The 16,244-nt window shown below is 42.5% G+C and carries 19 protein-coding genes; all 19 read right to left on the reverse strand.

What is annotated here, in order from left to right; all coding sequences use genetic code 11:
* Window positions 1–72 precede the first annotated feature (72 nt).
* The 19 genes from rplB to ruvX all read right to left on the reverse strand — a co-directional run bounded on the left by rplB (window position 73) and on the right by ruvX (window position 16,243).
* Window positions 73–906 (reverse strand): 50S ribosomal protein L2, encoded by an 834-nt coding sequence (rplB, locus tag NMM25_RS05065; RefSeq protein ID WP_000512910.1) that lies wholly within the window; start codon window positions 904–906, stop codon window positions 73–75.
* Window positions 907–923: 17 nt separating this feature from the next.
* Window positions 924–1,220 carry a 50S ribosomal protein L23 gene (locus NMM25_RS05070; protein WP_001055347.1) on the reverse strand — a complete coding sequence of 99 codons (297 nt, stop codon included), beginning with the start codon at window positions 1,218–1,220 and terminating at the stop codon, window positions 924–926.
* Complete coding sequence (gene rplD, locus NMM25_RS05075) at window positions 1,220–1,843, reverse strand: 50S ribosomal protein L4 (RefSeq protein WP_000024537.1); 624 nt, start codon at window positions 1,841–1,843, stop codon at window positions 1,220–1,222. The genes NMM25_RS05070 and rplD overlap by 1 nt, the downstream gene beginning before the upstream one ends.
* 24 nt (window positions 1,844–1,867) lie before the next feature.
* Window positions 1,868–2,494 carry a 50S ribosomal protein L3 gene (gene rplC, locus NMM25_RS05080; protein WP_000160197.1) on the reverse strand — a complete coding sequence of 209 codons (627 nt, stop codon included), beginning with the start codon at window positions 2,492–2,494 and terminating at the stop codon, window positions 1,868–1,870.
* Window positions 2,495–2,576: 82 nt separating this feature from the next.
* Entirely contained in the window at window positions 2,577–2,885 is a 309-nt protein-coding gene (gene rpsJ / locus NMM25_RS05085; protein ID WP_003009585.1) for a 30S ribosomal protein S10, read from the reverse strand.
* 256 nt (window positions 2,886–3,141) lie between these two features.
* Window positions 3,142–3,555: an effector binding domain-containing protein gene (locus NMM25_RS05090; protein WP_125840471.1), complete on the reverse strand. Its 414-nt coding sequence runs from the start codon at window positions 3,553–3,555 to the stop codon at window positions 3,142–3,144.
* Between the two features lie 567 nt (window positions 3,556–4,122).
* On the reverse strand, window positions 4,123–4,749 hold the full coding sequence (locus tag NMM25_RS05095; RefSeq protein WP_254736153.1) for a uridine kinase: 627 nt from the start codon (window positions 4,747–4,749) through the stop codon (window positions 4,123–4,125).
* Window positions 4,746–5,342 carry an anaerobic ribonucleoside-triphosphate reductase activating protein gene (gene nrdG / locus NMM25_RS05100; RefSeq protein WP_000220159.1) on the reverse strand — a complete coding sequence of 199 codons (597 nt, stop codon included), beginning with the start codon at window positions 5,340–5,342 and terminating at the stop codon, window positions 4,746–4,748. The genes NMM25_RS05095 and nrdG overlap by 4 nt, the downstream gene beginning before the upstream one ends.
* 4 nt (window positions 5,343–5,346) lie before the next feature.
* Window positions 5,347–5,847, reverse strand: a complete 501-nt coding sequence (locus tag NMM25_RS05105; RefSeq protein ID WP_254736154.1) for a GNAT family N-acetyltransferase — start codon at window positions 5,845–5,847, stop codon at window positions 5,347–5,349.
* Between the two features lie 37 nt (window positions 5,848–5,884).
* A complete protein-coding gene (locus tag NMM25_RS05110; RefSeq protein ID WP_254736155.1) occupies window positions 5,885–6,031 on the reverse strand; it encodes a hypothetical protein in 147 nt (48 codons plus the stop codon).
* Between the two features lie 11 nt (window positions 6,032–6,042).
* Window positions 6,043–8,250, reverse strand: coding sequence for an anaerobic ribonucleoside-triphosphate reductase (gene nrdD / locus NMM25_RS05115; RefSeq protein WP_254736156.1), 2,208 nt, complete (start codon window positions 8,248–8,250; stop codon window positions 6,043–6,045).
* A 129-nt stretch (window positions 8,251–8,379) separates the two neighbouring features.
* Window positions 8,380–9,897, reverse strand: coding sequence for a damage-inducible protein CinA (locus tag NMM25_RS05120; protein ID WP_254736157.1), 1,518 nt, complete (start codon window positions 9,895–9,897; stop codon window positions 8,380–8,382).
* A gap of 35 nt (window positions 9,898–9,932) precedes the next feature.
* Complete coding sequence (locus NMM25_RS05125; protein ID WP_254736158.1) at window positions 9,933–10,076, reverse strand: hypothetical protein; 144 nt, start codon at window positions 10,074–10,076, stop codon at window positions 9,933–9,935.
* Window positions 10,077–10,149: 73 nt separating this feature from the next.
* Window positions 10,150–11,682: a cardiolipin synthase gene (cls, locus tag NMM25_RS05130; protein WP_254725381.1), complete on the reverse strand. Its 1,533-nt coding sequence runs from the start codon at window positions 11,680–11,682 to the stop codon at window positions 10,150–10,152.
* A 281-nt stretch (window positions 11,683–11,963) separates the two neighbouring features.
* Entirely contained in the window at window positions 11,964–13,115 is a 1,152-nt protein-coding gene (locus NMM25_RS05135) for an iron-containing alcohol dehydrogenase (protein WP_000190433.1), read from the reverse strand.
* Window positions 13,116–13,299: 184 nt separating this feature from the next.
* A complete protein-coding gene (locus NMM25_RS05140; protein WP_000853136.1) occupies window positions 13,300–13,755 on the reverse strand; it encodes an SP_0198 family lipoprotein in 456 nt (151 codons plus the stop codon).
* Between the two features lie 90 nt (window positions 13,756–13,845).
* Window positions 13,846–15,096, reverse strand: a complete 1,251-nt coding sequence (locus NMM25_RS05145; RefSeq protein ID WP_254736159.1) for a folylpolyglutamate synthase/dihydrofolate synthase family protein — start codon at window positions 15,094–15,096, stop codon at window positions 13,846–13,848.
* A 406-nt stretch (window positions 15,097–15,502) separates the two neighbouring features.
* Complete coding sequence (locus tag NMM25_RS05150; protein WP_000017624.1) at window positions 15,503–15,808, reverse strand: DUF1292 domain-containing protein; 306 nt, start codon at window positions 15,806–15,808, stop codon at window positions 15,503–15,505.
* 15 nt (window positions 15,809–15,823) lie between these two features.
* Window positions 15,824–16,243, reverse strand: coding sequence for a Holliday junction resolvase RuvX (gene ruvX / locus NMM25_RS05155; protein WP_254736160.1), 420 nt, complete (start codon window positions 16,241–16,243; stop codon window positions 15,824–15,826).
* Between the last annotated feature and the right edge of the window lies 1 nt (window position 16,244).

A 16,244-nucleotide genomic window follows, 5' to 3' on the forward strand; every position in this document is an offset into this window, starting at 1 on the left:
ACAGCGGCTTGCGCTCACACGGAGCGCTACCGAGCTGGCGGATTATCTAGCGCTTATGCGACTAGTTTACTATTATTTCTCGTTGCGACGACGAACGATAAGTTTGTCAGATTTCGCTTTCTTGTTACGAGTTTTAAGACCAAGAGCAGGTTTGCCCCATGGAGTAGATGGCGCTTTACGACCAACTGGTGCTTTACCTTCACCACCACCGTGTGGGTGATCGTTAGGGTTCATTACAGAACCACGAACTGTTGGGCGGATACCTTTCCAACGGCTACGTCCTGCTTTACCAAGGTTTACAAGTCCATGTTGTTCGTTACCGACAACACCAACTGTAGCACGACAAGTTCCAAGAATCATACGAACTTCGCCAGATTGAAGACGAACAAGAACGTATTTACCTTCTTGACCCAATACTTGAGCAGAAGCTCCAGCTGCACGAACTAATTCTCCACCACGACCTGGTTTCAACTCGATGTTGTGGATCAAAGTACCAACTGGGATGTTAGCAAGTGGAAGAGCGTTTCCGACTTTGATATCTGCTTCTGGACCTGAAACGATACGTTGACCTACTTCAAGACCTTTTGGAGCGATAATGTATGCTTTCACACCGTCAGTGTAGTGTACAAGAGCGATGTTTGCAGAACGGTTTGGATCGTACTCGATAGTTTTAACAACTGCTTCAACGTTGTCTTTGTTACGTTTGAAGTCAACCAAACGGTAGAAACGTTTGTGTCCACCGCCTTGGTGACGAACAGTGATACGACCGTTGTTGTTACGACCAGCCTTGCTCTTCAAAGCAACAAGCAATGATTTTTCAGGAGTGCTTGTTGTGATTTCAGCGAAATCCAAAGAAGTCATATTACGGCGACCGTTTGTTGTTGGTTTATAAACACGAATTCCCACGATATTTCCTCCTTAGATTATTCAGCTTCAGCAGCAAACAACTCGATTGCTTTTGAATCAGCTGTAAGTGTGATGATAGCTTTTTTAGTTTTGTTAGTAAAACCTGTGTAACGTCCAACACGTTTAGCTTTTGGTTTTACGTTGATTGTGTTAACGTTGGCAACTTTAACACCTTCGAAAGCAGCTTCAACAGCTTGCTTGATCAAAAGTTTGTGTGCACGAGTGTCAACTTCAAATACATATTTTCCTGCTTCAAGTTGAGCCATTGAGCTTTCAGTGATGACAGGTTTTTTGATAACATCATACAAATTCATTATGCAAGAACCTCCTCGATTTTAGAGATAGCTGCTTGTGTGACAAGAAGTTTGTCGCTATTTGCGATGTCAAGAACACTTGCAGTTGTAGCAGTTGCAACTTTCACGTTTGGAAGGTTACGAGCTGAAAGAGCTGCGAATTCATTTCCTTCTTCAAGGATAACAAGAACTTTTGAATCGATGCTCAATGCTGCAAGAACTTTTGCAAATTCAGCAGTTTTTGGAGCTGTAAATGAAAGAGCGTCTACAGCTACGAATTTGTTTTCAGCAACTTTTTCAGAGTAAACTGATTTAAGAGCTAGGCGACGAACTTTTTGTGGAAGTTTGTAGCCGTATGAACGTGGAGTTGGTCCGAAGACAACGCCACCACCACGCCATTGTGGTGAGCGGATAGAACCTTGACGAGCACGTCCAGTTCCTTTTTGACGCCATGGTTTGCGTCCACCACCTGATACTGCAGAGCGGTTTTTAACAGCGTGTGTTCCTTGACGAAGGCTTGCGCGTTGGCTGATGATCACATCAAACACAACTGATTCATTTGGTTCGATACCAAATACTGCATCGTTAAGAACAACTTGGCCAGCTTCTTTACCAGTTTGGTCAAATAATGTTACGTTTGCCATTGTGACTGATTTCCCCTTTCTTTATTATTTACCAGCTTTAACTGCTGATTTGATAGTGATAAGAGATTTCTTAGCACCTGGTACGTTACCTTTGATAAGGATAACGTTCTTTTCTGGAACAACTTGTACAACTTCAAGGTTTTGAATTGTTACGCGGTCGCCACCCATGCGTCCTGCAAGGTTTTTACCTTTAAATACGCGGTTAGGTGCAACAGGTCCCATAGAACCTGGACGACGGTGGTAACGAGAACCGTGAGCCATTGGTCCACGTGATTGTCCGTGGCGTTTGATAACACCTTGGAAACCTTTACCTTTAGAAGTACCAGTTACGTCAACAACGTCTCCAGCTGCGAATGTTTCAACTGTAATTTCAGCACCAACTTCCAAGCCTTCAACGTTTTTGAATTCACGAATGAAGCGCTTAGGAGCCGTGTTAGCTTTCGCTACATGTCCTTTAGCAGGTTTGTTGCTCAATACTTCGCGTTTGTCATCGAAACCAACTTGGATAGCGTTGTATCCATCTGTTTCTACAGTTTTAACTTGAAGAACAACGTTTGGAGTTGCTTCAATAACTGTTACAGGGATCAATTCGCCAGCTTCAGTGAAGATTTGAGTCATTCCCACTTTTTTCCCTAAGATTCCTTTTGTCATGAGAAAATAGTTCCTTTTCTATATTTTTTATTCAAAAAGTTTTTAACGAGCGTTTTTCATGCTCAAGGTTTCAAACTTTGGATTAAAGCTTGATTTCTACGTTTACACCACTTGGAAGATCCAATTTCATCAAAGCATCAACTGTTTTTTGAGTTGGGTTGATGATATCGATCAAACGTTTGTGTGTACGCATTTCAAATTGTTCGCGAGAGTCTTTGTATTTGTGAGTCGCACGAATAATTGTGTAGAGGCTACGCTCAGTTGGAAGTGGGATTGGACCCGCAACTTGTGCACCTGTACGAGTAGCTGATTCTACGATTTTTGCAGCCGCTGTGTCAAGCGTACGGTGTTCGTAAGCTTTCAAACGGATACGGATTTTTTTGTTTGCCATCTTTTTCTCCTTTTCGTCTATTTAAGATAATAGGCTAGCTCCACAAGAAAACCGACGCGTGTTGCGTGGCAATGCAACCGAGCGTGTCGCAACCTCTTGCATCAAAGCTAAGGCTGTAATTTACAGCACCATAATAGAATAACACAAAGCCCCTGCGATTGCAAGGGATTTGTGAGCTTTTTTTCGTTTTTTTACTAATCTAAGTTACTAGAGTATTTTCTGATCCTCTTTCGTAAATAAAACTTAGTTTAACAATTTACCCATTTTTGGGGGTGGCGATAAAGATAGACACTGTCTGATCTGGATCATATTTTTCAAAATCAATACTATACTGACGTTGCAGTTCTCTTGCTTCTTCTGCCTGCCAAATTTGCTGCCAGGTATGGAGGAAACCTTTTGAATCACTTGTATCCACCTCAAATACTTGGTATGTTTGCCCTGAAGTGTCAAAATCCCAGTCTTCTTTATCGGATAGACTACAGAGCGACAAGCTGTAATCCCCCTTGTAGTCACTGACATAATCATGATAGACTGCATAAATCGGAAGCCCTTGGGCAAATGCCTCCTCTACTTCTTTCTGGTGTTCCTGCCATAGATGGCTAATTTTTTCCATCATGCTTGGATCTTGGAAATTATTGGTAGAGATACTACTGATTATTTTTAAAAACATTCCTTCGCTCCTTTTACTTTCACTTCTAAGGTGACTGACTAGCAATCAACCTCAGCTCTAAACTTTCTAACTACCAAGAGGCTACTTCACTCAACAAAATGAAATGGCATTCTTTGCGTATAGGATATATCACACCATTCACTATCAACTCCCTTTTCCTAGAGAGAATGGCACCCATAGTAAACAAAACGTTCAATTTACCGGTCTCAACCAGAGCTGAAAAACAATGCAGGCTTCAACCAAGACCATCCTTCCAATTCTTATTGATATAGTCTGGAAAGTTTTTAACGAACATTTTTTGTGCTCAAGTCTAAGACATAAAGGGATTCAAACTCAAAGCAAAAATAGGAAATCGACGCGCGTTGTGTGGCAGTGTATCCAATCGTGGTCACAACCTCTTGCATCACAGCTAAAGATGTGATTTACAGCACCACGGTAGAATAACACAAAGCCCCTGCGATTGCAAGGAATTTGTGAGCTTTTTTTCTTTTTTTTAGGATGAAACTGTTTTCTCTTTTCATCTTTCCAAGATTGAGGATTTATATCTATAAAAAACCGTCTTTTCTTCTATATAATGTGTGTCATTTTGACCTTGAATGTATCTTCTGATTGATCTACTAAAATGTCCGCTTTAGACTCGGTTTCTCTATAGTATCGCAGATACTGCTCCCGTCTCATCTGATGGCTAGCCAATACAAAAGATGCATCCCGATTTCTCATAGTCGTATCTCGAGCTAAGCGCCTCTTTAATTCGGTCTCCTCATCCGTGTAGAAACAGATGGTTTTGTCAAAGAGTTCCTTGGGTAGAAAACCCACGGACATCCCTTCAACAATAAGAATTGGCTTTGCTCCAGACAAGACCTCGCTAGCCTTCCACGGTTCATCGATTGTCAAGACATCCATACCTGCCTGCAAGGCGAGAATATCTCTCTGCAAACTTGCCAGTTCATGTGCTACAGGCAGACAAGCTGTCACCTTTTGATCTGTTGCTTGCTTTGGTACTACCAGGTGACGTTCTGAAGTGATATAGGGGTCTGTTTCTAGTAAATTTACTGTAGTAGAATCTAGGGTTTGATATAATTCCTGTGCGAAGGTTGACTTGCCTGAAGCCCCATGACCGTAGATCCCCAGCGTCCTAATTCTTCCCGTTTCGATCTCTGAAACCAGTTGTTCTATCAGGTCTTTTTTCTTCATTCTCTCTTCACCTGTTCATAGCTTTCTTTTCCGTCATTAAGCTTGTCCCAAATCACCACTTGCCCACTTTTGAGAGATTTTTGCACATCAATAATCCGTTGATTAGAGGAACCTCGAAACTGGAGCATGAGATTGCGCTTGCTTTTATCATACCGTCCATCGACAAGGATGTCAATCAGAGACAAGAGTTCCAATTTGTCTGGAGTCTCCAGCATCATTTCTTCCCACGTGTAGCCCGTCCAGGACCATATGTCTTTGTCTGGCAATTCCTTTCGAATGCGTTTAACGAGAGGCAAGAGAATGCCTGTATTAAGAAAGGGTTCTCCTCCCAGCAGGGTCAATCCTTGAACATAAGGTTGAGCGAGATCTTCCATGATTTGTTCTTCTAATTCTGCCGTATAGGGAATGCCTGCGTTGAAAGACCAAGTCGCAACATTATAGCACCCCTCGCAGTGAAACATACAACCTGATACATAGAGAGAGTTGCGCACACCTTCTCCATCGACAAAGTTAAAGGCCTTGTAATCAATAATCCGCCCTTTACTAAGTTCCTCACTTTTCCATTCACCTGGTTTTGGTGTATTCCATGTCATCCTTTTACTCCAAATCTATCCAGTAACGTTCTACGCTATTGCAAACATCTTCAAACACCCCGCCATTTGATACAATCACCGCCCTACTAGCAGGATTTTCCACACTACAGGTCACAAGCGCTTTTTTGATATTCTTTTCCTTAGCAACTTGCAAACCTTGATAGAGGGACTCTTTGGCATAGCCCTTCCCTCTTTCAGATGGGCGGATGGAGTAGCCAATATGGCCCCCATTTTCTAGTAAGTAGTCATTTAATCGGAGACGAAGGTTGAGAAAGCCAAGAGCCTGGCCTGCTACGTCAAAACTAACCAGCTGGATAGCAGGAACCCAGTTTTCAGGAATATTGAGTCCCGCTTCCGCTTGAAGATTTTCTTCTAGCCACTCTTCATAAACAAAATTGTTGGCGTTCCAAAACCCACCATCATGAGGGGACTGTGCTTGTTCAAACTCTGTCATCATGTTTAGAATGGTTTCTTTATCTGCTAATGTTGGTCTGCGTAATTTCATGTATTCCTCCCGCTATGAGAAAAGCGAGAGCGGACTCTCACTTTTCTTTTTTCTTGTTCTTGTTTAAAAATTGTTCTTTGAGGTTGAGCAAGCGTTCTTTTTTACCTGTTCCACCTTTAGAGTGTTTCTCATGATAACGGGTCACTTGTGCGCGTCCCTTATCGTCTAATTGGTATTTCCCCATTCCACTTCCTTCTAATTTGTTACTTCATGTCCAGCTGTTTTAATAGTAGAGCCATTCATGTGTTTGACACGCGCAGCAATTTCCTTGTGGCGTCCATTAACCATTGGACGTGCTTGAGGATTGCCCAGATAACCACACGTACGTTTGACCACGTCTACTGTTTTAGGGTCGCTATTCCCACAGTTGGGGCAAGCGAATCCTCGCTCAGTTGGTTCAAAATCCCCTTCAAAGTCACACTTGTAGCAACGATCAATCGGAGTATTGGTCCCTAGATAGCCGACACGGTCATAGGCATAGTCCCAAACAGCTTCCAGGGCTTTAGGATTTTGTTGAAGAACTGGATACTCACAATAATGGATGAAACCACCTGACGCACCTGCTTCTGGATAAACTTTCTCAAAGTCTAATTTTTCAAACGGTGTTGGATTTTTACGAACATCGTAGTGGAAAGAGTTGGTGTAGTATTCCTTGTCCGTGATGTCAGGAATAGAGCCGAACTTCTCTGTATCCAAGCGACAGAAGCGGTCTGTCAGACTTTCAGACGGTGTGGAGTAGATAGAGAAATGGTAACCATATTGGTCAGACCACTCTTCCACACGACGTTTCATATCGCGAATGATTTCCAATGTGAATTCCTTGGCTTCAGGATTGCTTTCCCAGCTGTTTCCAAAGAAGACAGTAGCCACTTCGTACAAACCAATGTAGCCCAGCGAAACTGTCGCACGGCGATTCTTAAAGAGTTGGTCAACATTTTCTTCTTTTCCGAGACGGCGACCAAAGGCTCCGTACTGATAAAGGATAGGGGCATTCGCTGGTGTTGCTTCCTTGGTCCGTTCAACACGGTAAACCAGAGCATCTTCTGCGATATTCATCCGCTCGTTGAAGATTTCCCAAAACTTATTCAGATCCCCTTCAGACTCGAGGGCGATACGAGGCAGATTAACCGTCACAACACCTAGGTTCATCCGACCTGAATTGACCTCAACACCATTCTCATCCTTCCATCCTTGGAGGAAAGAACGGCAGCCCATAGGAACCTTGAAAGAACCAGTCAGTTCGATAATCTTATCATAGGACAAGACATCTGGGTACATCCGCTTGGTTGCACACTCGAGGGCCAACTGTTTGATGTCGTAGTTAGGTGAACCTTCCTCTAAGTTGAGTCCTCTTTTCAGCGTAAAGATGAGTTTAGGGAAGATAGCTGTACGGTGTTCTGAACCAAGCCCCTTGATTCGGATGTTCAAGATAGCTTTTTGAATTTCCCGCTCAAAACGACTAGTTCCTAAACCAAAACCTAGCGAAGTAAAAGGTGTTTGTCCATTTGAAGTGAAGAGGGTGTTGATTTCATACTCAAGAGATTGCATGGCATCGTAGATGTCCTTTTGGGTTTTCTTCCAAGCGTAATCTTCCCGTTTTTCAGGCAAGACCCACTCTTCCGCATCCTTGAGGTGCTTTTGATAATTCTTCTCTGCATAAGGCGCCAAGACTTCATCGATACGGTCAGCTGAACAGCCCCCGTACTGGCTAGAAGCAACGTTAGCAATGATTTGTGAAATCTGAGCTGTCGCAGTCTGGATAGACTTGGGACTCTCTACCTCTGCATTGCCAATCTTAAAACCATTTTCCAGCATGCCTTTAAAATCAATCAAACAGCAGTTGGTCATCGGAGTGTAGGGGCTGTAGTCCAAGTCATGATAGTGGATATCCCCTTTTTGGTGAGCATTGGCTACGTGCTTAGGAAGCATTTGCAGCCCGATTGATTTCCCAACAATCCCTGCTGTCAAATCACGCTGGGTGTTGAAGACATCACTGTCTTTATTGGCATTTTCATTGACAACTGCTTGATCTTTATTGAGCAGTTTATGGATACTAAAGTTGATATCTGTCGCTTTTGAGCGCTCAAAATCCCTTTGTGTCCGATAAGTGATATACTCCTCAGCCAGCGCATACTCTTTGGCTTCAAGGAGTTCATGCTCTACGACATTTTGAATTTCGTAAATCTTGACACCTTGAGGGAAGCGACTGTGAATTTCAGTCACGATTCTTTCAACTAGACCATTTAGGCGTTTTTCTACTAGAGGCGTAACGTCCATAACCTTTTCCGCCGCCTTGTGGAGAGCCTTGTCAATCTTGTCTACATCAAACACCACACGTCTACCATCTCGTTTTTCAACGAACAAGGTGGGAACGGTTGCAAGCTTTTCTTCTAATACAATCATATCCATGCTCTTTTCTAAAATATTGTTGAATTGTTTATATTCAGTATTATACCACTCTAAAAATAAAAATCAATATCTTGTGTTAAAAATCCTAAAATTTTTAAAATTCCACAAGATATTGATTTTTTGTTATTTTGATTTATAAAGTTTGAACTCGCTAGTATCTGTCTGAACAAGCTCATAGTTTTCACTGAGCCAGCTCTCTACATCTGACCACAAGGCAACTTTTTGATTGACCACAATCATCTTCGGTTGATTCACTTTCAGGTCATTCATCAGTTTGGTTTTATTTTCATCGCTTGCAGTATAGAGTGTTGGAGTTGATAGAGAAGTCGGCGCCAAGCGTTCACTTGCACGGTAGAAATCAGGACGATCATCCCAAGCATAGACACGATCCTCAGAACTCGTTTGTTGTTTGACCACGCTAGCAAGACGTTCTCTCTCCTGATAAGTCGTTGGGTGAGAAAGGTAACGACTCACAATAGGAAGAACAATGAGATAGGCAAGGGCAATCAGTGGTAGATAGAAATTTCCTTTAAGGAAAGAAGTTTGTTTCTCACGTCTTCTTCTACGACGACTCCCTCCATCTGAAACATCTTCCTTGATTCCTGTCAGAAGGAGCAAGACCAAGAAAGGAATTAGCACCACAAGACGAGTACCGTTGATAGGTTCTTTGGAGAGAATCAAGATTCCCAAAGAAACCAACAATCCCAAGCTAGCAGCAATTGAGAGGGCATATTGCTTGGCTGGTTTTGACTGGAACAAGCCTGTAAAGAGCAAACCAAGGGAACCTAACCCAATAGCAAGCAAGCCATAGAAGGCTGCATTTTCAAGCAAATGCGAGTTCGAAAAGAGGCTAAGAGTATTTACCGGATATAAGGTCTGGCTAATGGCATCCCCAAAACTACCTGTCCACACTGTATAGTAGCCTAAAGGATAGAATAAGAGTGAAAATCCTAGGGCTGACGCAAAAAACTGATATAGACCATGAACAAAGTGACCTTTGCCTAGATTAAAGCCGATAATTCCCAAGGCCAGTACAGCCGCAAACAAGGCGGTTTGGATTGGCGCAAGGAAGAAAGCAAGTGCAAGGCTCATCCCCACTCGTACAAATCCTTTGTCGTCCTTTGGAAAAGCGAGATAATTTGTAACGATACTCAATGAATAAAATAGGAAAGGCAGGGCTAGCAAGAGAGCGTAGCCACCACCAAAAGCGAGGCCCGCTACAAGCAAGTATAAAATAAAGACAACTCGCTCCGCTTCCTTTTCTTGGCCGGCAAGAGTATCCGCGGCCTTAAAAAGAAAAACACCTGCTCCAAACAAGGCCAACCACTCAGCCAAAGCAAGCAAAATACTGCCTTGAAAAAGATAGTTTAGCACATAATAGAGCAATCCCTCCGTCCCAAAGTAATCTGTATACATTTGACCATTTTGATGCAAGGCCCAACCTGTATAAAGATCCTGAGTTTGTTGCGGACTGACTAAACCAAAAATAAAAGGCAGGGCAACCGAAATGGCTGTGGCCACTAAACTCCAAAGCAAAATACTAAAAAAGGGAATGGGAGCTCCTTCTCGTTTCTCTGGCACTGACCAGTCTTGGTAATGAGATTCTTCTTGTTTTTCATCTATTTTCCCGTATACGTTCATTCAATTTCTCCTCTAAGTTTATCTGTTTTAGTATATCAAAATCTTACAGGAATGTCAGCTTGGGATTGATATTTGCTGAATTTCTTATCCAATATCGCAAAGCGTTCGATTTCACGAAAACGGTGAGATCGGCTGTTTCTATACTCTCTGATAAAATCATCATCTTCTAGATTAAGCATGGTTTTCTCCTTTACTTATCTATTCGTAAGAAGACAAAAAAGATCCAGCTTTGGGCTAGATCTTAGTGGATAGTTAGAGCATAGGCGCAAACAACTGGACAATTTCCTTGATTAGGCTTTGATACCAACTGGTTTTGATAGTGTGAGGATAAATTTCTTGAGAAACTTTAAAAATCTCTTCGAAGTCCCTTTCAATATCGATGATGGACTGCGTTCTATAAAGTAAGACGGCATTTTCATAGTGGTGGAGCAAGCTACGATAGTCAAAATTGATGGTCCCCACAGTAGCTGCCTCTCCATCGACAAGCATTTGCTTGCTATGAAGGAATCCCGGACTGTACTCATAAATACGAACCCCCGCAGACAGCAAGTCTGGATAGGCTCCTCGAGTAACTAACTGAATAACCTTCTTATCTGGGATACACGGCGTCACAATTCGCACATCTACCCCTCTCAGAGCTGCATTTTTGATACTTTCAGTTAGATCGTAGTCCGCAATCAGATAGGGAGTCGTGATGTAGACGTAATCTGTAGCTTGATTGATAAGATTTTGGTAGACCGTTTTTCCAACTTGGGCTCTGTAGATGGGTTTTGGCCCACTACTATAGGGAATACAGAGCCCCATCCCATCTTTGGGCTGATTTTCGAGATGGTATTGGTCAAAGTCACTAATCTCTCCACGGTTGATGTACCAGGCAGATAAAAAGAGTCTGGTAAAAGCCTTAACTGCTGGTCCATCCAACCGAATACCGCTATCCTTCCAATAACCAAAGCGTTCGATATGGTTGATATACTCATCGGCCAGATTGACACCACCTGTATAGGCAATTTGACCATCGATAACCATGATTTTACGGTGATCACGGTTGTTATAAGCAACAGTTAAGCGCGGAATCACCTTGTTAAATTTATGGGCTTCAATCCCTCGACTACGAAGCTGAATAGTATAATCCCCAGGTAAGGTTGCCATACATCCAATATCATCATAGAGAAGCTTCACCTCTACTCCTTGAGCAGCCTTTTCTTCCAAAATTTCTAAGATGCTGTTCCACATCAAACCTTCTTCGATGATATAGTATTCGAGAAAGATAAACTTCTCTGCTTTCTTGAGATCCTCTAGCATCTGGCGCCACATGCTTTCACCAGATGCAAAAAATTGTGTATCCGTTCGATCATAGACATCGGCATTCGTGTCCATGCTGAGGAGAGATTTGATAACCCCGTAAGCCGATTTGTCCTGCTCTTTTAACTCCAAACGGAGAGCTCTGCTATTGTCCTCTCGGTCAACCATTGATTGGAGCTGCTTTAGCTGCTTCAATTCTTTTTTAGATAAACGACGTTCTCCAAACATGATATAGAGCAAGGGGCCAAAAACTGGCACAAAGGCTACTAACAACCATGTTACCTTACTCTCAGGATTCATGGACCGATTGACAATCGATACAATAGTCGCTAAGCTCACTAAAATGACTAGGATAATCCAGAGAATCGGAGCCATCTGCCCTAGATAGAGAAATAAACCAAAGACGATAAACAACTCTGCCAACATGATGGTAATACTAAAACCATATTTGGACATGAGTAGCTGCATTTTTCTAGCTGTCATACATTCCCTTCCTTTTCTAACATTCTCCCTCACCGATAGATAAACTAATGTTTCTACTAGTATACCTCAGTTCAGGGGTAGATGGCAACCTTTTACCTTTTTCTATTCAAACTATTCCAAGAACTGCAAGATTCTTAAACTACACCCTCACTATACGAAGCGCTGCCCTTTTTATATTTTTAACTAGGGGATTAAGAGGCTTAAAAAGAACTACCAAAATGGTAGTTCTTCTATAATTATTTATATTTTGAGGAATAAGTCCCTTCCACTCTACTTGATTTTTAGAAGAGTTCTTTATAAAGAGCAATGGTCTCTTCTAGAGTTGGCATGAATGGATTGCCTGGCGCACATGCATCGATCAAAGCATTCTTAGAAAGGTAGTCAAAATCAAAGTCTTTTTCTTGGATACCGAGTTCAGTGAGTTTCTTCGGAATACCTACTGTTTCAGACAGTTTCTCAATTTCAGCGATGGCGTAGGCTGCGCATTCTTCATCAGTTTTCCCTTCAACATGAAGCCCCAAGGCTTTGGCTACATTGCGGAAAGCTTCTGGCACCCGTTTGGCATTTTCACGTTCAACAACCGGGAGAAGCATGGCACAGCAAACGCCATGTGGTAAGTTATACACTGCACCGAGTTGGTGAGCCATAGAGTGAACATAGCCCAAACCAGCATTGTTAAAACTCATACCGCCGAGGAAGATAGCATTGACCATCGCCTCACGCGCTTCGATATCTTGGCCATTAGCCACAGCACGAGGAAGATATTCCTTGATGAGTTCAATCGCTCCGATAGAGAGTTTCTTGGTCACATTATAAGCACCTGGTGTTACCAAGGCTTCGACAGCATGGGTAAGAGCATCCATACCTGTCGCCGCTGTCAATCCTTTCGGTTTTGAAAGCATGAGTTCTGGATCATTGACAGAGATGAGGGCGAGGCTGTTCTTATCAACCATTACCATCTTGACCTTGCGTTCTTCGTCAGTAATGACATAGTTAATGGTAATTTCTGCAGAAGTTCCAGCTGTTGTATTGATCGCAACCACTGGCAACCCTTTTTTAGCAGACTTGTGGAGACCTTCGTAGTCCTGTGGTTTTCCACCATTTGTAGCGATGATAGAGATACAACTAGCTGCATCCTGTGGAGACCCACCACCAAGACTGATGATAAAGTCACATCCATGCTCTTTCAAAACAGCAACTCCATCTGTGACATTCTTACAAGTAGGATTTGGCTCCACATCGCTAAAGATCACATATTCGATCCCTTCAGCATCTAATGGTTTTAGGACCTTAGGTAAAATATCACTTCCCTCGATGAACTTGTCTGTCACCAAAAGAGCCTTCTTATACCCCAATTCCTTGATATACGGGCCTACTTCATTTACAACACCTTTACCGATAAGGTTAACTGATGGAACGTAAAATGTAGCCATATGCTTTTCCTCCTGCGCTTCTGCGCTATTTGATTATTTACTATAAGTATACGACCTTATAAGAAGTTTTACAAATTTTTGTAAGCGTTTTAAGTAAAAAGTTAGTAAAGAACAGCCAGCCACTTTTTCAAGAAAAAAGCTCCAAAAAGATGGATTTCATCTCATTGGAACTTTTACTGAATGATTATTGCTTAGTTAATACCACTCGGTCAGATGGCTCTCGGTCCATATCATCGATAATCAATTGATTACCATTAACCGTGTAAATTTTGACATCATCTCCGATAATGACACGTTGATTTTCTGGCTCAAAGCTGACTTGCTTGATTTCCTTATCTCCATCTGGCTCGATCTCAGTCCATGTACCAGTTTTACCTGTTACAACTAGAGTGATCTGATCATTCTCATCTTTTCCAGTATAGGTACCATCGATGTTAGTAGGTTGAGCTACAGTAGTGTCCTGACTTGAGGACGCCTGTGGTTGGCTGGCACTTGTAGCAGCACTAGAAGATGACTCTTGTTGAGTAGATGGTTGTTGAGCAGATTGCTGGGTAGGTGCTTGTGTCTTAGATCCACAAGCTGCTAAAAGACTAAGAATTGCTAGTGAAGCAATAGAAAGTGTGAATGTTTTTGTTTTCATAGCGATTTCCTTTCTTTTGTGCCAATGTTTTGCTGGATCAGTTTCCAGATGTACCTCCTACCTCAAGTATAACAACTTAAGCCTAGAAGATCAACTAATCCCATCGCTTCCCAGCAAACTCGCTCGGACTTCTGAGATAAAGTAGAGCGAGCCCGTCACGAAAAGCAGGTCCTGATCATTGGCCTTTTCTTCAAATTCTCTGATAAAATCGCCATAGGAAGAAATCAAATCGTAACCCGCCACATCCTTCTCATCCAAAGAACCTTGGTAGTCAAAGCCCGTTACCTTAAGTTCCACCTGAGACAACTGCTCAGATAGATAACCTAACATCCCTTGATAATCTTTGCGTTTAAGGGCACCAAAAAGGATACGGACTTGATAGCCTTGCTGGATTTTCCCTTGGATAAACTCGACCAACCGGGTTAAGGCTGGAAGATTGTGAGCCCCATCTAGGTAGATTCTCGGATGAATCCGTTCCAAGCGACCTGCCCAGTGAGTTTCTTTCAAAGCCTGTCTGATAAGCTCTGCTTCGACATCTTCCTCTCTTGACGTCATAAACAGAAGAAAAGTTTGTAAAGCCAAGGCGGCATTTTCTTGCTGATAAGCACCTTCCAAACCGATTTCAAGCTGGGAAAAGCTTGCTAGGCTACTTGAAAAATCCCCCGCATTCAATGTGAAGCCTCGCCCAGCTTGATAAAGGTCTACGTCTAACTCCCTCGCTGTATTTTGACAGACAAGCTCTGCTTCTGGAGCGAGCTTAGCAATGACCGCCTTCTTTCCAGCCTTGAAAATGCCAGCTTTCTGCTCTGCTATTTTCTCCAGACTATCGCCCAAGGTCTCCTGATGGTCTAACCCAATAGAAGTAATAACTGCAATCTCTCCTGTTACGACATTCGTTGTGTCAAGCAAACCACCAATCCCCACTTCTAGCAGAACTAGATCCATTCCCTGCTCTTTAAAGTAAAGCAAGGCAATCAGAGTCAGTAATTCAAAAAAGGACAACTGGTCATGGGTTTGCAAAAGCGTCTTTTCCATCTCCTTGACTTGGTTAGCTATACGGATAAAGTCTTCATCGGCGATCGGTTGTCCATTGATACAGATTCGATCATGGATACTAATGATATGAGGAGAGGTAAAGGTGCCAACTTTTTTACCATGAGTTGCAAACAACTCCCTCATAAAGGCAATAGTTGACCCTTTACCGTTAGTCCCTGTTACGTGGATAATAGGATAAGTCTTCTCAGGATTCCCCAGCAAATCCACTGCTCGCTGCATTCGTCCAAGACCAGATCTAAAGTTTAAACCAATCCGACTATGCAGCCATTCTTCTACTTCAAACATACATGTCTCCTTAACAAAAGTCCAATCAACTACCGCATCAAAGTATGATTACAAATAAAAAGTGAGGTCAGGACTAAAATCCCAACCTCTTACCTGGTTAGCTAATCACTAGCTACAATGAATTTCAACGTGGGCTAAAAACGTCCCCCGGACTTACTGACGGTCTTTATTTTTAGCGTAAGGGTAAAAATGTTCCCCAAACGTTCCTGCGTTCCTAATTTCTGGCGCAGGGCTAAAAACATCCACTGGATGTTCCAACTCTTTCTAGTTTCTAGGAGTTGGGGTGATACAGTCTCCCAGACATACCAGTTCTCTCTTATTTAAAGGAACTGGGGTAAAAACGTTCCCCGAACGTTCCTGCGTTTCTAATTTCTGGCGCAGGGCTAAAAACATCCACTGGATGTTTTTACTCCTCCATAAAGCTGTTGAAGACTTCTTCAATCATGTTCCATTCGTCTTCTGAGTCTTCTGGAATTGGTTGCAATTCGCCTTCTGTTCCATCTTCATTTTCGATGAATGAATAAGCTTGGATTTCAACTTCACCATTTTCATCTTCTTCTGCGTTAACTGGCACTAGCAGAACATAGTTTTTACCAAATTCTTCTTTCCCATCGATGGTCAAAAGAATTTCAAACAAGGTTTCATTTCCTTGCTCGTCTACTAGTGTAATCAATTCACGTTCTTCGTGGTCATGGTTGTGATCGTGTGACATAGTTTCTCCTCTGTCTTAAAATTTTCTATCTAAATAATTTTGCAAAATCAGCTGAGCTGCCAACTTATCAATAACTTTCTTGCGTTTGTTACGACTGATATCTGCTTGTTCAATCAACATACGCTCCGCAGCGACCGTTGTCAAACGCTCATCCTGATAGTCTACTGGTAAACCAAAGAGTTCTTCTAGTTTGTCACCATAGGCTTGACTGGCTTCTACTCGCGGACCGCTGGTATTGTTCATGTTCTTTGGCAAACCTACTACAAAGCGTTCTACCTTATAGCTGTCAACCAATTCCTTGATACGGTCAAAACCAAACTGGCCCTGATCCTCATTAATCTGGATGATTTCAAGTCCCTGAGCGGTGAAGCCTAGGGGATCGCTAATTGCCACCCCTACTGTTTTTGAACCGACGTCCAATCCCATAATTCTCATA

This window comes from Streptococcus sp. CF10-1, assembly GCF_024295825.1.
Classification (GTDB): Bacteria; Bacillota; Bacilli; order Lactobacillales; family Streptococcaceae; genus Streptococcus.

Coding starts and splice junctions, on each gene's coding strand:
- NMM25_RS05070 (WP_001055347.1), bottom strand. CDS start 1,220: ATGAATTTGTATGATGTTATCAAAAAACCTGTCATCACTGAAAGCTCA.
- rplD (WP_000024537.1), bottom strand. CDS start 1,843: ATGGCAAACGTAACATTATTTGACCAAACTGGTAAAGAAGCTGGCCAA.
- rplC (WP_000160197.1), bottom strand. CDS start 2,494: ATGACAAAAGGAATCTTAGGGAAAAAAGTGGGAATGACTCAAATCTTC.
- rpsJ (WP_003009585.1), bottom strand. CDS start 2,885: ATGGCAAACAAAAAAATCCGTATCCGTTTGAAAGCTTACGAACACCGT.
- NMM25_RS05090 (WP_125840471.1), bottom strand. CDS start 3,555: ATGTTTTTAAAAATAATCAGTAGTATCTCTACCAATAATTTCCAAGAT.
- NMM25_RS05095 (WP_254736153.1), bottom strand. CDS start 4,749: ATGAAGAAAAAAGACCTGATAGAACAACTGGTTTCAGAGATCGAAACG.
- nrdG (WP_000220159.1), bottom strand. CDS start 5,342: ATGACATGGAATACACCAAAACCAGGTGAATGGAAAAGTGAGGAACTT.
- NMM25_RS05105 (WP_254736154.1), bottom strand. CDS start 5,847: ATGAAATTACGCAGACCAACATTAGCAGATAAAGAAACCATTCTAAAC.
- NMM25_RS05110 (WP_254736155.1), bottom strand. CDS start 6,031: ATGGGGAAATACCAATTAGACGATAAGGGACGCGCACAAGTGACCCGT.
- nrdD (WP_254736156.1), bottom strand. CDS start 8,250: ATGATTGTATTAGAAGAAAAGCTTGCAACCGTTCCCACCTTGTTCGTT.
- NMM25_RS05120 (WP_254736157.1), bottom strand. CDS start 9,897: ATGAACGTATACGGGAAAATAGATGAAAAACAAGAAGAATCTCATTAC.
- NMM25_RS05125 (WP_254736158.1), bottom strand. CDS start 10,076: ATGCTTAATCTAGAAGATGATGATTTTATCAGAGAGTATAGAAACAGC.
- cls (WP_254725381.1), bottom strand. CDS start 11,682: ATGACAGCTAGAAAAATGCAGCTACTCATGTCCAAATATGGTTTTAGT.
- NMM25_RS05135 (WP_000190433.1), bottom strand. CDS start 13,115: ATGGCTACATTTTACGTTCCATCAGTTAACCTTATCGGTAAAGGTGTT.
- NMM25_RS05140 (WP_000853136.1), bottom strand. CDS start 13,755: ATGAAAACAAAAACATTCACACTTTCTATTGCTTCACTAGCAATTCTT.
- NMM25_RS05145 (WP_254736159.1), bottom strand. CDS start 15,096: ATGTTTGAAGTAGAAGAATGGCTGCATAGTCGGATTGGTTTAAACTTT.
- NMM25_RS05150 (WP_000017624.1), bottom strand. CDS start 15,808: ATGTCACACGATCACAACCATGACCACGAAGAACGTGAATTGATTACA.
- ruvX (WP_254736160.1), bottom strand. CDS start 16,243: ATGAGAATTATGGGATTGGACGTCGGTTCAAAAACAGTAGGGGTGGCA.